Source organism: Clostridium celatum (assembly GCF_021412605.1).
Lineage (GTDB): Bacteria > Bacillota > Clostridia > Clostridiales > Clostridiaceae > Clostridium > Clostridium celatum.
On record NZ_JAJKGM010000011.1, the window covers coordinates 51,487 to 68,340 of the forward strand.

General features: G+C 26.8%; 17 protein-coding genes and 1 other annotated feature. Of the genes, 4 read left to right on the forward strand and 13 right to left on the reverse strand.

Annotated features, from left to right (window positions below; all coding sequences use genetic code 11):
- Positions 1-10 precede the first annotated feature (10 nt).
- From LPC13_RS06905 to LPC13_RS06935, 7 genes are all read right to left on the reverse strand, one after another.
- The gene (locus LPC13_RS06905) at positions 11-553 is read right to left on the reverse strand and encodes an NADH peroxidase (protein WP_234088714.1); all 543 of its coding nucleotides are present in this window, start codon (positions 551-553) and stop codon (positions 11-13) included.
- A gap of 394 nt (positions 554-947) precedes the next feature.
- Positions 948-1,181 (reverse strand): hypothetical protein, encoded by a 234-nt coding sequence (locus tag LPC13_RS06910; protein ID WP_005214747.1) that lies wholly within the window; start codon positions 1,179-1,181, stop codon positions 948-950.
- A gap of 34 nt (positions 1,182-1,215) precedes the next feature.
- Complete coding sequence (locus LPC13_RS06915; protein WP_195244941.1) at positions 1,216-3,450, reverse strand: HAMP domain-containing sensor histidine kinase; 2,235 nt, start codon at positions 3,448-3,450, stop codon at positions 1,216-1,218.
- A complete protein-coding gene (locus LPC13_RS06920) occupies positions 3,419-4,135 on the reverse strand; it encodes a response regulator transcription factor (protein WP_005214753.1) in 717 nt (238 codons plus the stop codon). Before LPC13_RS06920 ends, LPC13_RS06915 begins: the two co-directional genes overlap by 32 nt.
- A 278-nt stretch (positions 4,136-4,413) precedes the next feature.
- Positions 4,414-5,622, reverse strand: a complete 1,209-nt coding sequence (locus LPC13_RS06925; protein WP_005214755.1) for a NupC/NupG family nucleoside CNT transporter — start codon at positions 5,620-5,622, stop codon at positions 4,414-4,416.
- 388 nt (positions 5,623-6,010) lie between these two features.
- Entirely contained in the window at positions 6,011-6,397 is a 387-nt protein-coding gene (locus LPC13_RS06930) for a sulfite exporter TauE/SafE family protein (protein WP_005214758.1), read from the reverse strand.
- Positions 6,397-6,765, reverse strand: coding sequence for a sulfite exporter TauE/SafE family protein (locus tag LPC13_RS06935; RefSeq protein WP_005214760.1), 369 nt, complete (start codon positions 6,763-6,765; stop codon positions 6,397-6,399). Before LPC13_RS06935 ends, LPC13_RS06930 begins: the two co-directional genes overlap by 1 nt.
- Positions 6,766-6,965: 200 nt before the next feature.
- Positions 6,966-7,196: a binding site (T-box leader), on the forward strand.
- Positions 7,197-7,415: 219 nt separating this feature from the next.
- On the opposite strand from LPC13_RS06935, the gene leuS reads away from it, so the two are divergent.
- Together leuS and LPC13_RS06945 are read left to right on the forward strand one after the other, a co-directional pair.
- Complete coding sequence (leuS, locus tag LPC13_RS06940; RefSeq protein ID WP_005214762.1) at positions 7,416-9,866, forward strand: leucine--tRNA ligase; 2,451 nt, start codon at positions 7,416-7,418, stop codon at positions 9,864-9,866.
- 136 nt (positions 9,867-10,002) lie between these two features.
- Positions 10,003-10,545 (forward strand): GNAT family N-acetyltransferase, encoded by a 543-nt coding sequence (locus LPC13_RS06945; RefSeq protein WP_005214763.1) that lies wholly within the window; start codon positions 10,003-10,005, stop codon positions 10,543-10,545.
- 102 nt (positions 10,546-10,647) lie between these two features.
- On the opposite strand, the gene LPC13_RS06950 is transcribed toward LPC13_RS06945, so the two are convergent.
- Positions 10,648-11,268: a hypothetical protein gene (locus tag LPC13_RS06950; RefSeq protein ID WP_005214765.1), complete on the reverse strand. Its 621-nt coding sequence runs from the start codon at positions 11,266-11,268 to the stop codon at positions 10,648-10,650.
- A 95-nt stretch (positions 11,269-11,363) separates the two neighbouring features.
- A complete protein-coding gene (locus LPC13_RS06955) occupies positions 11,364-12,341 on the reverse strand; it encodes a hypothetical protein (protein WP_234088715.1) in 978 nt (325 codons plus the stop codon).
- A gap of 318 nt (positions 12,342-12,659) precedes the next feature.
- Here LPC13_RS06955 and LPC13_RS06960 point away from each other — a divergent pair, with 318 nt between their 5' ends.
- On the forward strand, positions 12,660-13,190 hold the full coding sequence (locus LPC13_RS06960; RefSeq protein WP_005214770.1) for a GNAT family N-acetyltransferase: 531 nt from the start codon (positions 12,660-12,662) through the stop codon (positions 13,188-13,190).
- A 137-nt stretch (positions 13,191-13,327) separates the two neighbouring features.
- Here the strand turns inward: LPC13_RS06960 and LPC13_RS06965 are convergent, their stop codons facing one another.
- Positions 13,328-13,690, reverse strand: a complete 363-nt coding sequence (locus LPC13_RS06965; protein WP_005214772.1) for a DUF5658 family protein — start codon at positions 13,688-13,690, stop codon at positions 13,328-13,330.
- A 244-nt stretch (positions 13,691-13,934) separates the two neighbouring features.
- Positions 13,935-14,708: a polyamine aminopropyltransferase gene (locus LPC13_RS06970; RefSeq protein ID WP_234088716.1), complete on the reverse strand. Its 774-nt coding sequence runs from the start codon at positions 14,706-14,708 to the stop codon at positions 13,935-13,937.
- Positions 14,709-14,944: 236 nt separating this feature from the next.
- Between LPC13_RS06970 and LPC13_RS06975 the strand changes: the two genes are divergently transcribed.
- Positions 14,945-15,277 carry a HesB-like protein gene (locus LPC13_RS06975; RefSeq protein ID WP_005214776.1) on the forward strand — a complete coding sequence of 111 codons (333 nt, stop codon included), beginning with the start codon at positions 14,945-14,947 and terminating at the stop codon, positions 15,275-15,277.
- Between the two features lie 96 nt (positions 15,278-15,373).
- On the opposite strand, the gene LPC13_RS06980 is transcribed toward LPC13_RS06975, so the two are convergent.
- Complete coding sequence (locus LPC13_RS06980) at positions 15,374-16,021, reverse strand: hypothetical protein (RefSeq protein ID WP_005214778.1); 648 nt, start codon at positions 16,019-16,021, stop codon at positions 15,374-15,376.
- A gap of 13 nt (positions 16,022-16,034) precedes the next feature.
- Complete coding sequence (locus LPC13_RS06985) at positions 16,035-16,829, reverse strand: GTP pyrophosphokinase (RefSeq protein ID WP_195245372.1); 795 nt, start codon at positions 16,827-16,829, stop codon at positions 16,035-16,037.
- Positions 16,830-16,854 lie beyond the last annotated feature (25 nt).

Here is a 16,854-nt window from a genome sequence, read left to right on the forward strand (position 1 = left end):
ATAATTAATTTTATCCAAAGTATCTGTTTAATAATCCTTCAAATGCTTTTCCGTGTCTAGCTTCATCTTTAGCCATTTCATGAACTGTATCATGGATAGCATCTAAGTTTGCAGCCTTAGCTCTCTTAGCTAAATCGAACTTTCCTTCAGTTGCTCCATTTTCTGCTGCAACTCTTAATTCTAAGTTCTTCTTAGTTGAGTTTGTAACTACTTCTCCTAATAATTCAGCGAATTTAGCTGCATGTTCTGCTTCTTCGTAAGCTGCTTTTTCCCAGTATAATCCAATTTCTGGATATCCCTCTCTATGTGCTACTCTAGCCATAGCTAAGTACATACCTACTTCACAACATTCTCCTTCAAAGTTTGCTCTTAAATCAGCTATTATATCTTCTGATACTCCTTGAGCTATTCCTATTTCATGTTCAGTTGCCCAAACTTTTTCTTCTGTTTGTTCTTTAAATTTATCAGCTCCAACGTGACATACTGGACATTCTGCTGGTGCAGTTTCTCCTTCATGAATATACCCACATACTGTACATACAAATTTCTTCATAATTTTATTCCTCCCAAATTTTAACTATTACATTCTTTATATTCAATTATCTTAAAGTCATTTCAATATTTTGTCTTATTTAAGTGCTTCTTTTGAATCACCTTACATTTATTATTATATAATAATTATTATTAATTACAAGCTTTTTTTGAAAATTTTTTAAAATTTTTTTTATTTTCTTCGTAATTGATAATATATATCAATTACTGATATAACTAATCTCTTCAATATTCAATTAGATATTGATTATCATTTGATAAAATAATAAAGGCTTACTTTAATTCTTTTTATCTAATTATTAAATAATAATTATTATTTAATAACAGACTAACAATATTCATTCTCAAAAAAATATCTAGCACTACTTATATTTAGTGCTAGATATTTTTATACCTTAATTCTTTTTTTCTTTTTTACATATACCTACTGCTGATAAAACACATATAAGTATGGAAATACCTAATCTTAGCCAGTCCATATATAACCAAAACTCTCCTCCATATATTAAACTTGGAGTTGTATTATACTCATCAACATAAATCCCAATATTATAAAATAATTTAAGTGTTATTATTAAAGAAATACTACTTAAAATAAATATAATTATATTTAAAAACTTATTCTTCATAATATTTTCCTACCTCTATACCAAAATTAGAATATTACTTTAAAACTATTATTGATTTAAATAAATCTCCGTCTATTTCTATATTAAATTTACCACCATGAAGCTCTACTATACTTTTTGCTATTGCAAGTCCTAATCCAGAACCATCTGTACTTCTAGATGAATCACCACGTTTAAATCTATTAGTTATTTCATTTACATCAAAATTTAACTCATAGGCTGAAATATTCTTCATAACTATAGTAACTTCATTTTCTTCGTTCTTACTCATATCAATATATACCCTTGTATTACTTAAAGAATACTTTACTGCATTAGAAATAAGATTTTCAAATACTCTATATAATCTCTTTCCATCACCATTTATAAATATTTTTTCATCTGGAATATTTAATTTAACTTCTAACTGCTTTTCATTAAATCTTTCATCATTTTCACCTAAAGCCTGTCTTAATAATTGACCAATATCTAGCTTACTAATATTAAGCTCCATTGCTCCACTTGCAGCCTTAGATGCCTCAAATAAATCTTCTATTAAAACCTTAAGTCTTTGAGATTTTTTATCTAGTATATTTACATAATCTCTAGCACTTTCAGGTTCTATATTTTCTCTCTTTAATAAATCAATATAATTAATTATTGATGTTAGCGGTGTTTTTAAATCATGAGAAACATTAGTTATAAGTTCTGTTTTCATATTTTCACTCTTCATCTCATTTTCAACAGACTTTCTTAAACCTTCTTTAATATTATTGATATTATTAGCAAGCTCTCCTAAATGGCCTTCACCTTTTACATCAATTTTATAGTTTAATTGTCCTCTAGCTCCATCCTTTGCACCAATCATAATTTTATCTAAATAAAGTAACTTTCTAACAACTAATATAATTAACATTGCTGTAATTATAAGTCCTATTAATAAACATATTATAAAAATTTCTGGTATTGCTATTGCTATTGCAAGTAGTAATCCTCCAACCACTATATATGACATAATTATAATAAATATACTGTTTATTATAGATCCCTTAGTTGCTATTTTACTTAGCCCCTTATATATTCCAATAGTAATATTATTACTAAATAGTGTTCCTTCCTTATAATTAATAATTAATATTTTTATTAATAAATACATAATAGCTAATATTATTGAAAGACATATAACTGAGTTAACTTTTAACACTTTCATATATCCAATATAATACACATTATAAATATTAATTCTCCAAAAAATATAAAGTATTATTAATGGTGCTATTTTAAATTCAATTGGATAATCTTTTAATTTATTAATTAATCTATCCTCATCAATTCTTAATTCCTTTTTATCTTTAATTGCTTTTATCAATACTATTACTAATATTATTGATATAGCCATAATGCTAGCACTTACAGCTATTTTATTTACATTTTCTTGTACACTTTGTAAACTTTCATATACTATATCACCTGGTATAATATCCTCTGGCATCCATGTATATAATATTATATTGTGATTGTCCATGTTATAATTTTCATATCCAATACTTTCAGTAACTGCATAAACATGGTCATAATAATTATATTTCCCATTTATATATTTATTAATTGAGCTATTTTCATTAACTTCTTTACCATTAATAAATATCTTTTCTATTACGTTGCCGTTAAAATCTATATTTATTTCTCTTAGATATCTAGAACTTTTTTTTAGACTTGTTATATCCCTCTGTTCTTCACCAATCCACATATTATTTAACTTGTCATAGGCAGAAAATTGTAAATTTAAATATGATTTCAATTTATTGCTTAATATATTAAAGCTATTTATTTTTCTTTCTAAGATATAGTCATTTAATTTATCATCACTTAAAGTATACTTCTCTTCTATTTTATCTCGTTCTTCATTTAATATTTTTTCCTGCTCTTCATAGGATAAATTATTAAAGCTAGTATCATTATTGTATTTTGAGTATCTGAATTCTTCATATTCCTGATCTATTTGATCTCTTATTTCAGCTTTACAAATTTCTATATCATTTGTAGTTATATTATCTTTATTCTTAACATACTCTTCCGATTTATAATATAAGGAGTAATCCATAGCTAAATTTATATAATCATAGATTGTACCACTTAATTCTGTTTTACTATAAATAGAACTTGGAATTAAATATATTAAATTATTTTTTACTTCTAAAAAAGATAATATTATTGTAGAAGACAATATTAATATTAATAAATAAATAACATAACTTTTAATTTTGATATTTTTCAATTTTATATCCAATTCCCCACACCACCTTTAAATACTTTGGTTCCTTAGGATTAATTTCAATTTTTTCTCTAATCCTTCTTATATGAACAGCTACCGTATTTTCTGCATTATAACTTGGCTCATTCCATACTCTTTCATAAATTTCATCTATAGAAAATACCCTACCTGAATTTTTTAATAATAACTCCAGTATCCCTAACTCTGTAGCTGTAAGCTTTATGCTCTGTCCATCAACCAATACCTCTTTAGTTTCACTATTTAAAGATAATCCACCATTAATTATTACATTATTACTTTCCTCTTCTTTCTTCTTATTGTACTCTCCAAAAATAGTATATCTTCTAAGTTGTGATTTAACTCTTGCAATTAGCTCCAATGGATTAAATGGTTTAGTTATATAATCATCCGCTCCCATATTAAGACCTAATATCTTATCACTATCTTCCGATTTAGCAGATATTAATATTATAGGAATATTCTTTTCTTCTCTTATTTTCATTGTGGTTCTAAGACCGTCCATCTTAGGCATCATTACATCCATTAATATAAGATGAATTTCCTTTTCCATTAAAGCTTCTATTGCCTCTATCCCATCATAAGCTTTTATAACATTAATCCCTTCATTTCTTAAATATATATCTATTGCATCAACTATTTCTTTATCATCATCTACTACTAATACGTTATTTTTTATCATCTTTTAAGACACTCCTTTCATCATTTATTCATTATATCATGACAGTTAATGTTTCACTCATTTATATTCTAACTATACCTTACACTTAATATAATAAAGTTAAAGTCTTACAAATCTTTTAACATATTTATTACAAATTTCTTAAACATAAAATATTTTTAAAAGAAACCTTTTGCTAACTACATATTGATTTTAAATAAAATAAAGGTTGTATCAAAACTAAGTATAAACTTACTTTGATACAACCGCTATCTCTAAATAAAAATACTATTTAAATTTTATATTGTTAATAATAATCCTGCAATTGTTGCACTTAAAAGATTTGCTAATGTTCCAGCCATAATTGCCTTCCATCCTAATCTTGCAATATCCTTCTTTCTACTTGGTGCCATACCACCAATTCCACCTATAAGAATTGCTATAGATGAAATATTAGCAAAACCACATAATGAAAATGTTGCTATTGCTGTAGCCTTAGCTGATAATGTCCCCATAATTGGAGATAAACTTGTAAATGCAACAAATTCATTTAAAACAAGCTTTTGCCCTATTAATGATCCAACTGTAACTGATTCTTTCATTGGAACTCCAATAATTGTTGCTACTGGTGCAAATATATACCCCAAAAGAGATTGTAAGCTTAAATTAGATATTCCAAATATAACTCCAATCCATCCTATAATACCATTAATAAGTGCTATTAATGCTACAAATGCTAAAAGAATCGCTGCTATATTTAAAACTAATCCTAAACCGTCAACAGCCCCTTTAGCCGCTGCATCAACTACGTTAGCTGAATCATCTTTTACCATTTCTATTTCTTCATTTACTTTTGCTTGTTTTACTTCAGGTATTATTATTTTAGACATTATAAGTCCTGCTGGTGCTGACATAAAACTTGCAGATACTAAATATTCTATTGGAATTCCTAATAGTGAATATCCAACTAAAATTGAACCTGAAACTGAAGCAAGTCCACCGACCATAACTGTAAATAATTCTGATTCTGTAAGTTTTTCTACATATGGCTTAATTAAAAGTGGTGCTTCTGTTTGCCCTAAAAATATATTGGCTGAAGCTGATATAGTTTCTAATTTAGATGTTCCTAAAAGTTTAGATAATGCTCCACCTATTATTTTAATTATAAATTGCATAATACCTAAGTAATACAAAACCGATACTACTGCTGATATAAATATAATTACTCCTAAAACATTAACAGCAAATATACTTCCATCATTAGTTAATGATCCAAATAAAAATTTTATTCCTTCATTTGCATAACTAATTACTGATTGTACTCCTAATGCTATCTTGCTTAGTACATATTTACCTACACTCCACTTTAATACAGCAAATGCAAATGCAAATTGAATAACAAATCCAATTATTATAGTTCTCCAGTTTATTTTCTTCTTGTTATTTGAAAACAAGAAAGCTACTAGAAATATAAATACTATTCCTAGGATACTATTTAATATCGCCATAAAAATATCCCGTCCTTTGTTAAATGTTATTTCTTCTTTAGTTTTATCAAAAATATATTCTTATATTCTTTAAATACAGTAAATCTTACTATTTTAAAATACAGTATATATTTAAACTCTTAATATAACTTATCTTATTTCTTTGCCAAAAGGCATTAATAATACCTTGGCTATTTTGAAACAATTTATTATTTTTTATTTTATTCATTTAGAAAAAACTAATAATAAAAGTAATTTCATAAATTAGTATTTATATAAATATCAATGATAATCTATGGAGTTTATTATTGAGTAACTATTATAATAGTTACTCAATAATATAACTTGAATTCCAATTAATAATATTACTATATTTAAAACTATAATTCTTTGTTATATCTTTTAAGTATCACTCTTTTAATTTAGATGATTTTTTAGTTTTGTTTTCAGAAAACCCTTTTTTTATTTCAAAACACCCAACTAAAAATAAGAAACCACCAAAAGCCTTTTTTAATATTTCTGAAGATAAATAGTTAGCCAAAAAAGCACCACAAATAGCTCCTAATACTCCAAATGTCGCTATAGGTAGTACTAATTTCAAAATAACATTCTTATTTTTTATATGGATTGCAAGAGCAAAGATTGCCATTGGAATAGATGAAAGTAAATTAATACTTTGTGCAATCTTAGGGTCAACACCAACAAACATGACTAGCGCTGGTATAAGTATAGTTCCTCCTCCCATCCCCATGCCTCCAATAATTCCCGCAAAAAAACCTATTATTGTATAAATCATTAAAACACCATCCTAATAGCCGCTATTATCATTATAACCCCAAAGGCTATTCTTAAAAATTTCCCTGTAAGTCTACATAATAATTTAGCTCCAATAATTCCACCTATTATACTCCCAATGGCGACTTTCCATGTTAGTGTAAAATCATAAGTTCCTTTTGCTATATAAATAGCTGAACTTGCTCCTGTTAAAAATATAATTATAGCTAATGCTGTGGCATGTGATTTATGCTCTTCTACTTTAATGATATCATTAAGAATTGGTACTAAAAGAGTTCCTCCACCTGAACCAAAAGAGCCATTTATAAAACCTGTAAATAAACCTATTAATGAGTTTTTTATATTAAAACTCTTCTTTTCATTTTTCATATACCTCACCACCTACTTGTATTTTAACCATTTATCCTATTTTAATTTAAAATCACTATTATTTTTTCTATATTTCACCCTTTAATATTTTAAAACTTTTAAAATTTAATTCTAAATTCTTTTGTCATTCTCATTTATAGTTCTTATTTTTGTTAATATTGACTTACTTATATTTTTTGATATATAATTAGTTAAATTAATATTTTGCGTTGATAAGGAGTACTACTATTAGTACGTATCTTCAGAGAGCTGTTGGTTGCTGCAAAACAGTGATACACTTTTAGGAACTTGCCTTTGAGCTTACTTGTTAGAAGCAAGTACGGAATCCCCGTTATAGATTTGAGTGAGAAATTTAAAAATATTTTTAAAAGTATTTATTTATAAATTTCTAATAAGAGTGGTACCGCGAAATATAGCTTTTCGTCTCTTAATTGAGATGAGAGGCTTTTTTTATATATTTTTTCAAATTCAGGGAATAATTTAATTAGTTAGAAGTTAGAGGTTACTATTGGAACTCTTTTTAGAGTTTCTAAAAATATATTTTTAATTTACATAGTGTGAATTTTTTTAACTACTACCTCAAAACTACTAATTTAATATTGTTGTGCAATATTAAATTATTCTCGTAATATCTAAGGAGGGTTTTAACTATGAGTAACTACGGAACTGCTATTGATAAGAAGTGGCAAAAGAAGTGGGAAGAAACTGAACTTTACAAATTTAATCCAGATGCAGAGGGCGAAAAGCTTTATGTTTTAGAAATGTTCTCTTATCCATCTGGAAGCCAATTACATGCTGGTCACTGGTTTAACTATGGACCTGTTGATTCATGGGCAAGATTAAAGAAAATGCAAGGATATAATGTATTCCAACCAATGGGATTTGATGCTTTTGGTTTACCTGCAGAAAACTTTGCAATTAAAACAGGAATTCATCCATGGGATTCTACTGAAAAGAATATAAAGACTATGGAAGAACAATTAAGAGCTATGGGAGCTATGTTTAACTGGGAAAATGAAGTTATAACTTGTACTCCTGAATATTATAAATGGACTCAATGGGTATTCTTACAATTATTAAAGAATGGTTTAGCTTACAGAAAAAAAGCTCCTGTAAACTGGTGCCCATCTTGTAACACAGTTCTAGCTAACGAACAAGTTGTTGATGGTGCTTGTGAAAGATGTTCAACTGAAGTTACTAAGAAAGATTTAACTCAATGGTTCTTTAAAATTACAGAATATGCTGATGAATTATTAGAAAAGCTAGATACTTTAGATTGGCCAGAAAAGACAGTTGCTATGCAAAAGCATTGGATTGGTAAGTCTACTGGTGCTGAAGTTAATTTCAAAGTTAAAGATTCAGATATTAACTTTAATGTATTCACAACAAGAGTTGATACTTTAAATGGTGTTACTTATGTTGTTTTAGCTCCTGAAAATCCATTAGTTGATGAATTAACTACAGCTGAAAATAAAGCTGCTGTTGAAGAATATAAAGAAGCTGCTAAAAAACAATCTGATATAGAAAGACAATCTCTTACAAGAGAAAAAACAGGTGTATTCACTGGATCATATGCTATAAATCCTATAAATGGTAAAGAGGTTCCAGTTTGGGTTGGAGACTACGTTCTTGCAACTTATGGTACTGGTGCTGTTATGGCTGTTCCAGCTCACGATGAAAGAGACTACGCTTTTGCTACTAAATTTAACTTACCAATAGATCAAGTTATAACTAGCAAAAAAGGCGGAGAAGTTGAATTACCATACTGCGAATATGGAGTTCTAGTTAATTCCGGTGAATTTGATGGATTAACTACTGAAGAAGCTAAAGAAGCTATTGTTGAAAAGCTAGCTAAACAAGGTTTAGGATCTGCTAAAGTTAATTACAGATTAAGAGACTGGTTAGTTTCAAGACAAAGATATTGGGGTGCTCCAATTCCAATAATTTACTGTGAAGATTGTGGTGCTGTTCCAGTTCCTGAAAAAGACCTTCCAGTTGAATTACCATATAATGTTGAATTTGCTCCAGATGGTAAGTCACCACTTGCTAAGTGTGAAGAATTCGTAAATACTACTTGTCCTTGTTGTGGTAAGCCAGCTAAGAGAGAATGTGATACTTTAGATACATTCGTTTGTTCTTCTTGGTACCAAATGAGATACGTAGATAATAAGAATGATAAAATCGCATTTGATAAAGAAAAAGTAGATAAGATGCTTCCAGTTGATAAATATGTTGGTGGACCTGAGCATGCTTGTATGCACTTATTATATGCAAGATTTATAACTAAGGCTTTAAGAGATATGGGTTATTTAAGCTTTGATGAACCATTCAAGAGCTTAACTCATCAAGGACTTATCTTAGGACCAGACGGATTAAAGATGTCTAAGTCTAAAGGAAATACTATCTCTCCAGATGATTACATCAAAGAATATGGTGCAGACGTATTTAGAATGTACTTAATGTTTGGATTTGCTTACACTGAAGGTGGAGCTTGGAGTGACGATGGTATTAAATCTGTTGCTAGATTTGTAGATAGAATTGAAAGATATCTAACAATGTGCAGAGAAGCTATTGAAGCTGGTACTAACAATAAAACTACTATGGATAAAGCTGAAAAAGAATTAAACTTCTGGTTAAATAATGCTATTAAAGGTGTTACTGAAGACGGAGAAAAGATGCAATTCAACACTGCTATTGCTAGAATGATGGAATTCATCAATGCTTTATCTAAATACATGAAAGAAGAAACTAAGAACTTAGATTTCTTAAAGACTGTATGTGAAAGCTTTATTAAGATTTTAGCTCCGTTTGCACCTCATTTTGCTGAAGAGCAATGGTCATTATTAACTGGTAAGTACTCAGTATTCAATGAAGCTTGGCCAACTTTTGATGCTAAAGCTCTTGTTAAAGATGAAATTGAAATAGCTATCCAAGTTAATGGTAAGATTAAAGCTAGAATCAATGTTGCTTCTGATTTAAATGAAGAAGGAATTAAAGCTGCTGCTTTAGCTGATGAAGCTATTGTTGCTGCTACTGAAGGAAAAACTATAATAAAAGTTATCGTTATTAAAGGAAGACTTGTAAATATAGTTGTAAAATAATATTATTAAAAGCAAAATACCATGAGGTATTTTGCTTTTATTTTACCCAATATACTAATAAAATAAGTTATAATTAAATATACATTTAATTATCAAAATTAACTAATTTTGTCTATAAATAATTGGAGGCTTATTAATGAATATACGAATCGCTAAACCTGAAGATGCAAAAAAACTTGTTGATATATATAAATATTATGTTGAAGAAACTTCAGTAACATTTGAATATGATATCCCCTCTATTGAGGAATTTACTAAAAGAATTGAAAAAACTTTAAAAAAATACCCTTATCTAGTAGCAGAAAAAAACAATAAAATTTATGGATATGCTTATGCAGGTGCTTTTAAAGGAAGACGTGCTTATGATTGGTCTGTTGAAACTTCTATTTATGTAAAAGCTGGTATATCAAATCATGGAGTTGGTACTTTACTTTATAAAGAACTTGAAAGATATCTTAAACTTCAAAATATAATTAATGTAAATGCTTGTATTACTTATCCTAATGAGCAAAGCGAAAACTTCCATAAAAAATTTGGATATAAAGTTGTTGCTCACTTCACTAAATGCGGTTATAAATTTGGAGAATGGAAAGATATGATTTGGATGGAAAAATTCATTGCAGAACATAACATTCCACCTAAAGCTATGATTCCATTCTCAAAACTTAATTTAGGTTAATATTAAAAGCACATGGTACGAATTTTCATTACCATGTGCCTTTGTTTAATAATTTTCAAAAGTAGTTTGTAATTTTAAATAATTTAATGTGTCTTTTAATATTTATCCATGAAAATATCCTGTCCTAGCTGAAACTACAACATAAGGAACTTCTGAACCATCCTCATTTACATATGCTTCATATAAATCGCCTTCTAAAAACTCTATTTTAGTAACTTCTTTCCCATATTTATCATATAAGTCTTTTTTAAATAATTCTTCCCAATTAGCCATTATAGGAGCATTTAAAGTAATATAATTTGCTAATCCTTCTATATTATCTAAACTTCCACCCTGAGCTACATATTCATTGGCCAAGCTTTCTATATTAACATTATTCAAGAATGCTTCACTCCACTTTAATTTCAATGCTTCCGGCTTATCATTCTGTCCATTAATAATATAATTCTTAACCTTTTCAACAACTTCATTCATATCTATATTTTCTGTTTGCTTTGAATTATCAACTTCTGATTTTTTACTTACTTCATTATCTTTATTTTCTGTTTGTTCAGATGAATCTTCTATCTTATTTTCACTTGCTTCATTATTTTCTTTCAAAGATGATATTTCATTTTTCTTATCATCTACCTTATTATTTTTATTTGAATCATTGCTACATCCAACTAAAAATAATGTACATACTGCCATTATGCAAATTATACTTTTAATAACCTTACTCATTCTTCTCTACCCCTCTATATATTATTACTTTTATATTTATTATTTTTAAGTATTTTATATTTTTTATGTCTTTAATTATTGAAAGATACTTACAATTAACTTATCCATGTCATTTGACATTTTCTAATTATCCATCTTTCATTAATCTTTTCTGCTTCTGCAATAAATCCAATTGCTCCAATTCCTGAAACCCACTTCATACCTTCAAGTGAAACTTCATTTGAGTTATTCTTTAAATATTTATTAACATTAAAAACAAGTCCATCTTTAAAACTCAGATTTTTAATATATCCTTCATCTTCTAATTCTTTAAAGGTTTTATCAAGCATAGTTACTGAATATTTTTTTGAAATGTATTCAAATAATTGCTCGTTATCTTCTTGGGAAAAATCTTCAAATGATTTTGTATCTATATTTATATACTTCTTTAAATCATCATTTAGCCCTTTATCAATCTCCCATACCAAATCAAATATTTCTCCATATAATTTAGCTTTTTCAGTCTTTAATATTTTATCTTTAAACCTTTCATTCTCTGAAGTTTTAACAAAATAAGCTCCTTGCCTATTTTCAATAGTAGCTTCATCCTTTGCTAAAATTTTACCTGTATCCTTTTCTTCAATTTGTAATATAATTTTATTTTCCCTATAATCTCCATCAACATAGCTCACTTCATTATATGGTGCAAATTCAACAATCTCTCCATCATTTATAATTTCTCTATAAGGACCTTTATCTCCTATAAATCCATCTATATTCTCACCTTTTAAACTATAAAATTCACCATCATTATAAATATTTTCTTCAACTATCCAATGATATTGAATTTTCTTATCTATGTTACCTTCTATAATAGGAGTAAATCTTACTCCATCATGAAAAAAGCTTGCTTTATCACTCCTTATTGTAACTTTAATTTTCTCTTTTTCACTTTCTATATTTTCCTTGTCTTTTTCTATATAATTAATTTCTTCTATATCACTAGCTTCTATTTTATTCTTTCCTTCTTCATTATAACATTCTACCTTCTCTACTTCCTTACAACCTAAAATAAAAATCAAACCTAATATCAATACTATACTAGATATCTTTTTAATATTATCACCTCCTAAAGATTCTCTATATCTAACTCACAATTTTATTAATATATTTTATCCTATATACTTAAATATTATCTTTTATCACTTAATTTTCATTGATACTTAATTTCTAATTCATCTAAAGTACCTTTATTCTTTTTATGATTTTGTTAATCTGTAAGTATTCATACTCAAAAAATTTTCTCTTATTTGATTTAAATATATCTACTTCTAAATAGCTTTTCTTCTACACTATAACTCATTATGATATTATATATTTATATAAATTACTGTAAATTGGAGATTATTAAAATGAATATTACAATTAGAAAAGAAAATACTGAAGACTTTAAAATAATTTATGATTTAATAAAGAACTCTTTTAAGCATGCTGAACATAGCGATGGTACTGAACAAGATTTAGTTAATAGACTTAGAACTTCAGAAAGTTATATTCCTGATCTTTCATTAGTAGCTACAATTAATGATAATATAGTTGGATATATTATGTTTACAAAAATAACTATCAATAATGAAAATGATAAATATGATTCATTAGCACTAGCCCCTCTTGCAGTAAGCACTGATTATCAAGGTATTGGCATTGGTAGTATATTAGTTAAAACAGGATTACTAAGTGCTAAAGAATTAGGATATGAATCAGTAGTTGTTCTAGGAAGTGAAAAATATTATCCTAGATTTGGATTTAAAGAAGCTTTAACATTTGATATTAAAGCTCCCTTTGATGTTCCAAATGAAAATTTTATGGCAATTGAATTAAATAAAAATTCTTTAAAAAATGTATCTGGTACTGTTGTATATGCTAAAGAATTTTTTGAATAAATTTTAAATTGTTATATAGTAATTAATACTTAAAATATACTTAAAAAATCCAAATAGGCACTATTTCTATATAGCCTTATTGGGATTTTTTAATATATATTTATTACTGCTATTAAATATAGGTATTACAATATTACTTAACTAAAAAAATAATATATTACTAAGTTAATTATATGAATCAAATTAATTAATGCATATACACCAATTAAAACTTTACTTGCAAGTAATGATCTCTTCATTTGTATAATAGTAGATTTTTCACTTCTATAATACCAATATGCTAAAATTAACGCCATACCTCCTATTTTTAAAAAATACAATACTATTCCATCTATTATCGTATTTAAAAAGAAATTAACTTCGATAAATAAATCTGGTGCTGAAGTTAATAAAAATTTAGTAAATAATAAATCACTCAAATTCAATAAATATAAAAAAATTAAAATTTTCTTTAATTTATATTTACTATTTCCCCTTATATCTATAACATTAGTTTTCATAAACTTCTCCACCTACCATTCCTATTAATATGCTTTTGTAATTTTTTTACTTATATTAAAATTATACACCACTTCTTATTACAATAGTAATATTTTTACAATTAATAGTTCCTGTTTACTTCTTATCTAATCATAAATTCTATAAGGTTTATAATTTATCAGTCTTTTCTATTTTAATAAGAAAAAAAGCATAACTACTAGCCTTAGACAAACTCTGTCTTTTGCTATTAATCATGCTTTTTTGTTATACATTTAATACTTCTTTAAACTCTGCTAAAACTTGTGATACTAGATTCTCATCTAACTTTTCATAATACTCTAAAAGATTTGATTCTTGAATTGCTTCAAAAGCTCTTCTACTTGACTCCATCCAATTTTCAGGTATATAGACCCATACTATTTCATTATAGCTACAACTTAATAAGAAATGCTCCATTCCAAAGAAACTATATTCTTCAATATTATGAAGCTCATTAAATTTTTTATAATCACTTACTATTTGAGATGTTATTTTATATTCATAAATATCCGCATAGAAAAAATCAAAATTTTCAGGCTTTGCTTCAAAAGCATCTCCACATACTATAGTTACTTTTTCATTTTTATCAAAGTTACTATAATATAAATCTATTACTTCCTTACTTATTTCATATACTATTATTTCTTTAACATCACTTTTTTTTGCCATTTCCTCAACTACATATCCAAGCCCAAGTCCTACTACTCCAACTTTACCCTTTGCCATTTTTATAGCAAAATATGATGCTTGAATTTCAAGAGGAGTTAATCTCATCCAAATATGTTCAGGTCCATGTAATTCTAATATTTCTAAATCTACACTATCCTCTTTTGTATATAAATATCCCTGAACTAATCCTTTTAAACCATCTACACTTTTTATTTCATAATCCCCAATTTTATTTTTCTTAATTTTATTATTATATTCATTTATTTTATTTAAAACATATTCTTTTTCAAAAGGTTTCAACTTTAACAATTCCTTTCTAAATGTTATCAAAACTGAAATTTAACTAACACATGGTAAATTTAACCTGATTTTTTATAAATATATTAAATATTTTACTATAATTATACCTTTATATTATATTGTCAATTTATTCAAATTTCAATATGTTCTATTTTTATTTTGAGGAATTTTTTTACAGTATATATATAAAAAACATGTTGCTATTTCCGACTAATATGGTATACTATAAACATAATTTGAAATAAAAATTTCGAGAGGTGAACATAATGAACAAATTTTTAGTAAGCGAACAAGCATATAACGAATTCAAGACTTTCCTTGATGAAAATGAAGTAGAAAACTACAGCATAAGAATTAACTTAGCTGGATTTGGTTGCAGTGGCCCAGCTTTCAATATAACTGTTGATGAAGCAAAAGAAGGAGATGTTGTTGAAAAAATCAACGATATTACTTTAATTGCTGAAGAAAAATTAGTTGATGAATTTGGTGGATTTAAATTACTTTCATCAGAAGAAAATGGTGGTAGAGGATTATCATTAAAACCAGTTATCGAAGTTGAAGGTGGTTGTGGTTCTTGTGGTGGTGGATGTCACCACTAAAATAAAAAAGTCGTTACTTTCGTAACGACTTTTTTCAATTCTTTAATAATAATTATATAATTATTACTTAACATTATTTAAAAATTTATATTATTTCTAGTATACAAATGAATAATCTATATATTTATTATTTATTTCTTGAATTCCATCTAAGATATCAATCCAATACTCTTTTTTTATCATTTCTTCTTTTCTTTTTTCTTCATCTAAATTATCACAATGTTTTTGATAGAACTGAACAAAGTAATTATTTAAATCTTTAGACATATTTAATAATACCTCAAAATCTGTATATGCTTTACCCTTTAATTCCATTGTATAGCTATTTTCTTTCATATCATTTTGAAGGTATGCATATATAAGTTCTTCAATCTCCCAATATAAATCAATTTTATTTGAGATATCTACTTCCTTCTTATTATAGTTAACATTTTTATTTTTTAAATTTTCTACTTCGGCTTCATATAATTCTACCTCTGCCTTAGTAATTTCACCATAATTTTTGTATAAAGCTAATAATTCTTCATTATTAATACTATTAGCTTTAATACATCCCTCTAATGTAGCAAGTATTGATTCATTTCTATATCTAATTTGTTCTATCTTACTATAGTTGTCTTCTCTTAATATATGCTTATATTCATGGTTAATTACTACTTGATAAATATTAATTATTAAGCTTATTATTAAAAGCGTTGTAACTATTATAAAATATCTATTTTTAACTTTATCTTTTAAGTGCATAAACCTCTTCCCCTTAGTTTTCTCTATATCTTTCTATATCCTTCTTTATTGAATCTAGTAAACTATTAAGTTCCCAAACTTCCCCTTCATCTACAAGTTTATTCAACATTACCTGATATCTACTTGCTTCCATAGCTCTTCCTATAGACATTAATGTTATTATATTATTCATTATGTTGCTTATAATATCTGACTTAACTTCAAACAATCTTTGAGCATCCTTTATTTCATCTTTTATTTCAAGCATTTGTTCATCTAAATTAAATGCTGAATCTGCAGCTTCTTTTAATTTAATTTTCAAATCCTCTGGTATATGCTGTTTATACTTGTAATTTAAAGAATGTTCTATAGTTGCCCAGAAGTTCATTGCCAAAGTTCTTATTTGAAACTCTGCTAATATTTCTTGTGGTCCTTCTGCTGTATATACAGTATATTTAATAATCATATGATAACTTCTATAACCACTTTCTTTAACATTTCTAACATAGTCTTTTTCGTAAAGAATCTGCATATCCTTTCTTGCACGAAGTAACTCTATTACTTTATCTATATCATCAACAAACTGGCACATTATTCTTATACCAGCTATATCCTCCATTTCTTCTCTAACTCTATCTAACGGAATTCCGAATTTATTTGCTTTTTCAAGAAGGCTCGAGACCTCTTTAACTCTTCCTGTAACAAATTCTATTGGAGAATATTCATTTCTTTTTCTATATTCTTTTCTTATACTTTTAAGTTTAACCTTTAACTCTTCTACAGCCTGTTCATAAGGCATAAGGAAACTTTTCCAGCTTTGCATTGCCATATATACATCACCCTTATAATTAATA

Excerpts from the sequence above, each read along its gene's own strand:
- LPC13_RS06985 (WP_195245372.1), bottom strand. The coding sequence starts at position 16,829 with ATGGCAATGCAAAGCTGGAAAAGTTTCCTTATGCCTTATGAACAGGCT.
- LPC13_RS06945 (WP_005214763.1), top strand. The coding sequence starts at position 10,003 with ATGAATATACGAATCGCTAAACCTGAAGATGCAAAAAAACTTGTTGAT.
- LPC13_RS06930 (WP_005214758.1), bottom strand. The coding sequence starts at position 6,397 with ATGATTTATACAATAATAGGTTTTTTTGCGGGAATTATTGGAGGCATG.
- LPC13_RS06960 (WP_005214770.1), top strand. The coding sequence starts at position 12,660 with ATGAATATTACAATTAGAAAAGAAAATACTGAAGACTTTAAAATAATT.
- LPC13_RS06965 (WP_005214772.1), bottom strand. The coding sequence starts at position 13,690 with ATGAAAACTAATGTTATAGATATAAGGGGAAATAGTAAATATAAATTA.
- LPC13_RS06935 (WP_005214760.1), bottom strand. The coding sequence starts at position 6,765 with ATGAAAAATGAAAAGAAGAGTTTTAATATAAAAAACTCATTAATAGGT.
- LPC13_RS06905 (WP_234088714.1), bottom strand. The coding sequence starts at position 553 with ATGAAGAAATTTGTATGTACAGTATGTGGGTATATTCATGAAGGAGAA.
- LPC13_RS06920 (WP_005214753.1), bottom strand. The coding sequence starts at position 4,135 with ATGATAAAAAATAACGTATTAGTAGTAGATGATGATAAAGAAATAGTT.
- leuS (WP_005214762.1), top strand. The coding sequence starts at position 7,416 with ATGAGTAACTACGGAACTGCTATTGATAAGAAGTGGCAAAAGAAGTGG.
- LPC13_RS06950 (WP_005214765.1), bottom strand. The coding sequence starts at position 11,268 with ATGAGTAAGGTTATTAAAAGTATAATTTGCATAATGGCAGTATGTACA.
- LPC13_RS06925 (WP_005214755.1), bottom strand. The coding sequence starts at position 5,622 with ATGGCGATATTAAATAGTATCCTAGGAATAGTATTTATATTTCTAGTA.
- LPC13_RS06980 (WP_005214778.1), bottom strand. The coding sequence starts at position 16,021 with ATGCACTTAAAAGATAAAGTTAAAAATAGATATTTTATAATAGTTACA.
- LPC13_RS06975 (WP_005214776.1), top strand. The coding sequence starts at position 14,945 with ATGAACAAATTTTTAGTAAGCGAACAAGCATATAACGAATTCAAGACT.
- LPC13_RS06910 (WP_005214747.1), bottom strand. The coding sequence starts at position 1,181 with ATGAAGAATAAGTTTTTAAATATAATTATATTTATTTTAAGTAGTATT.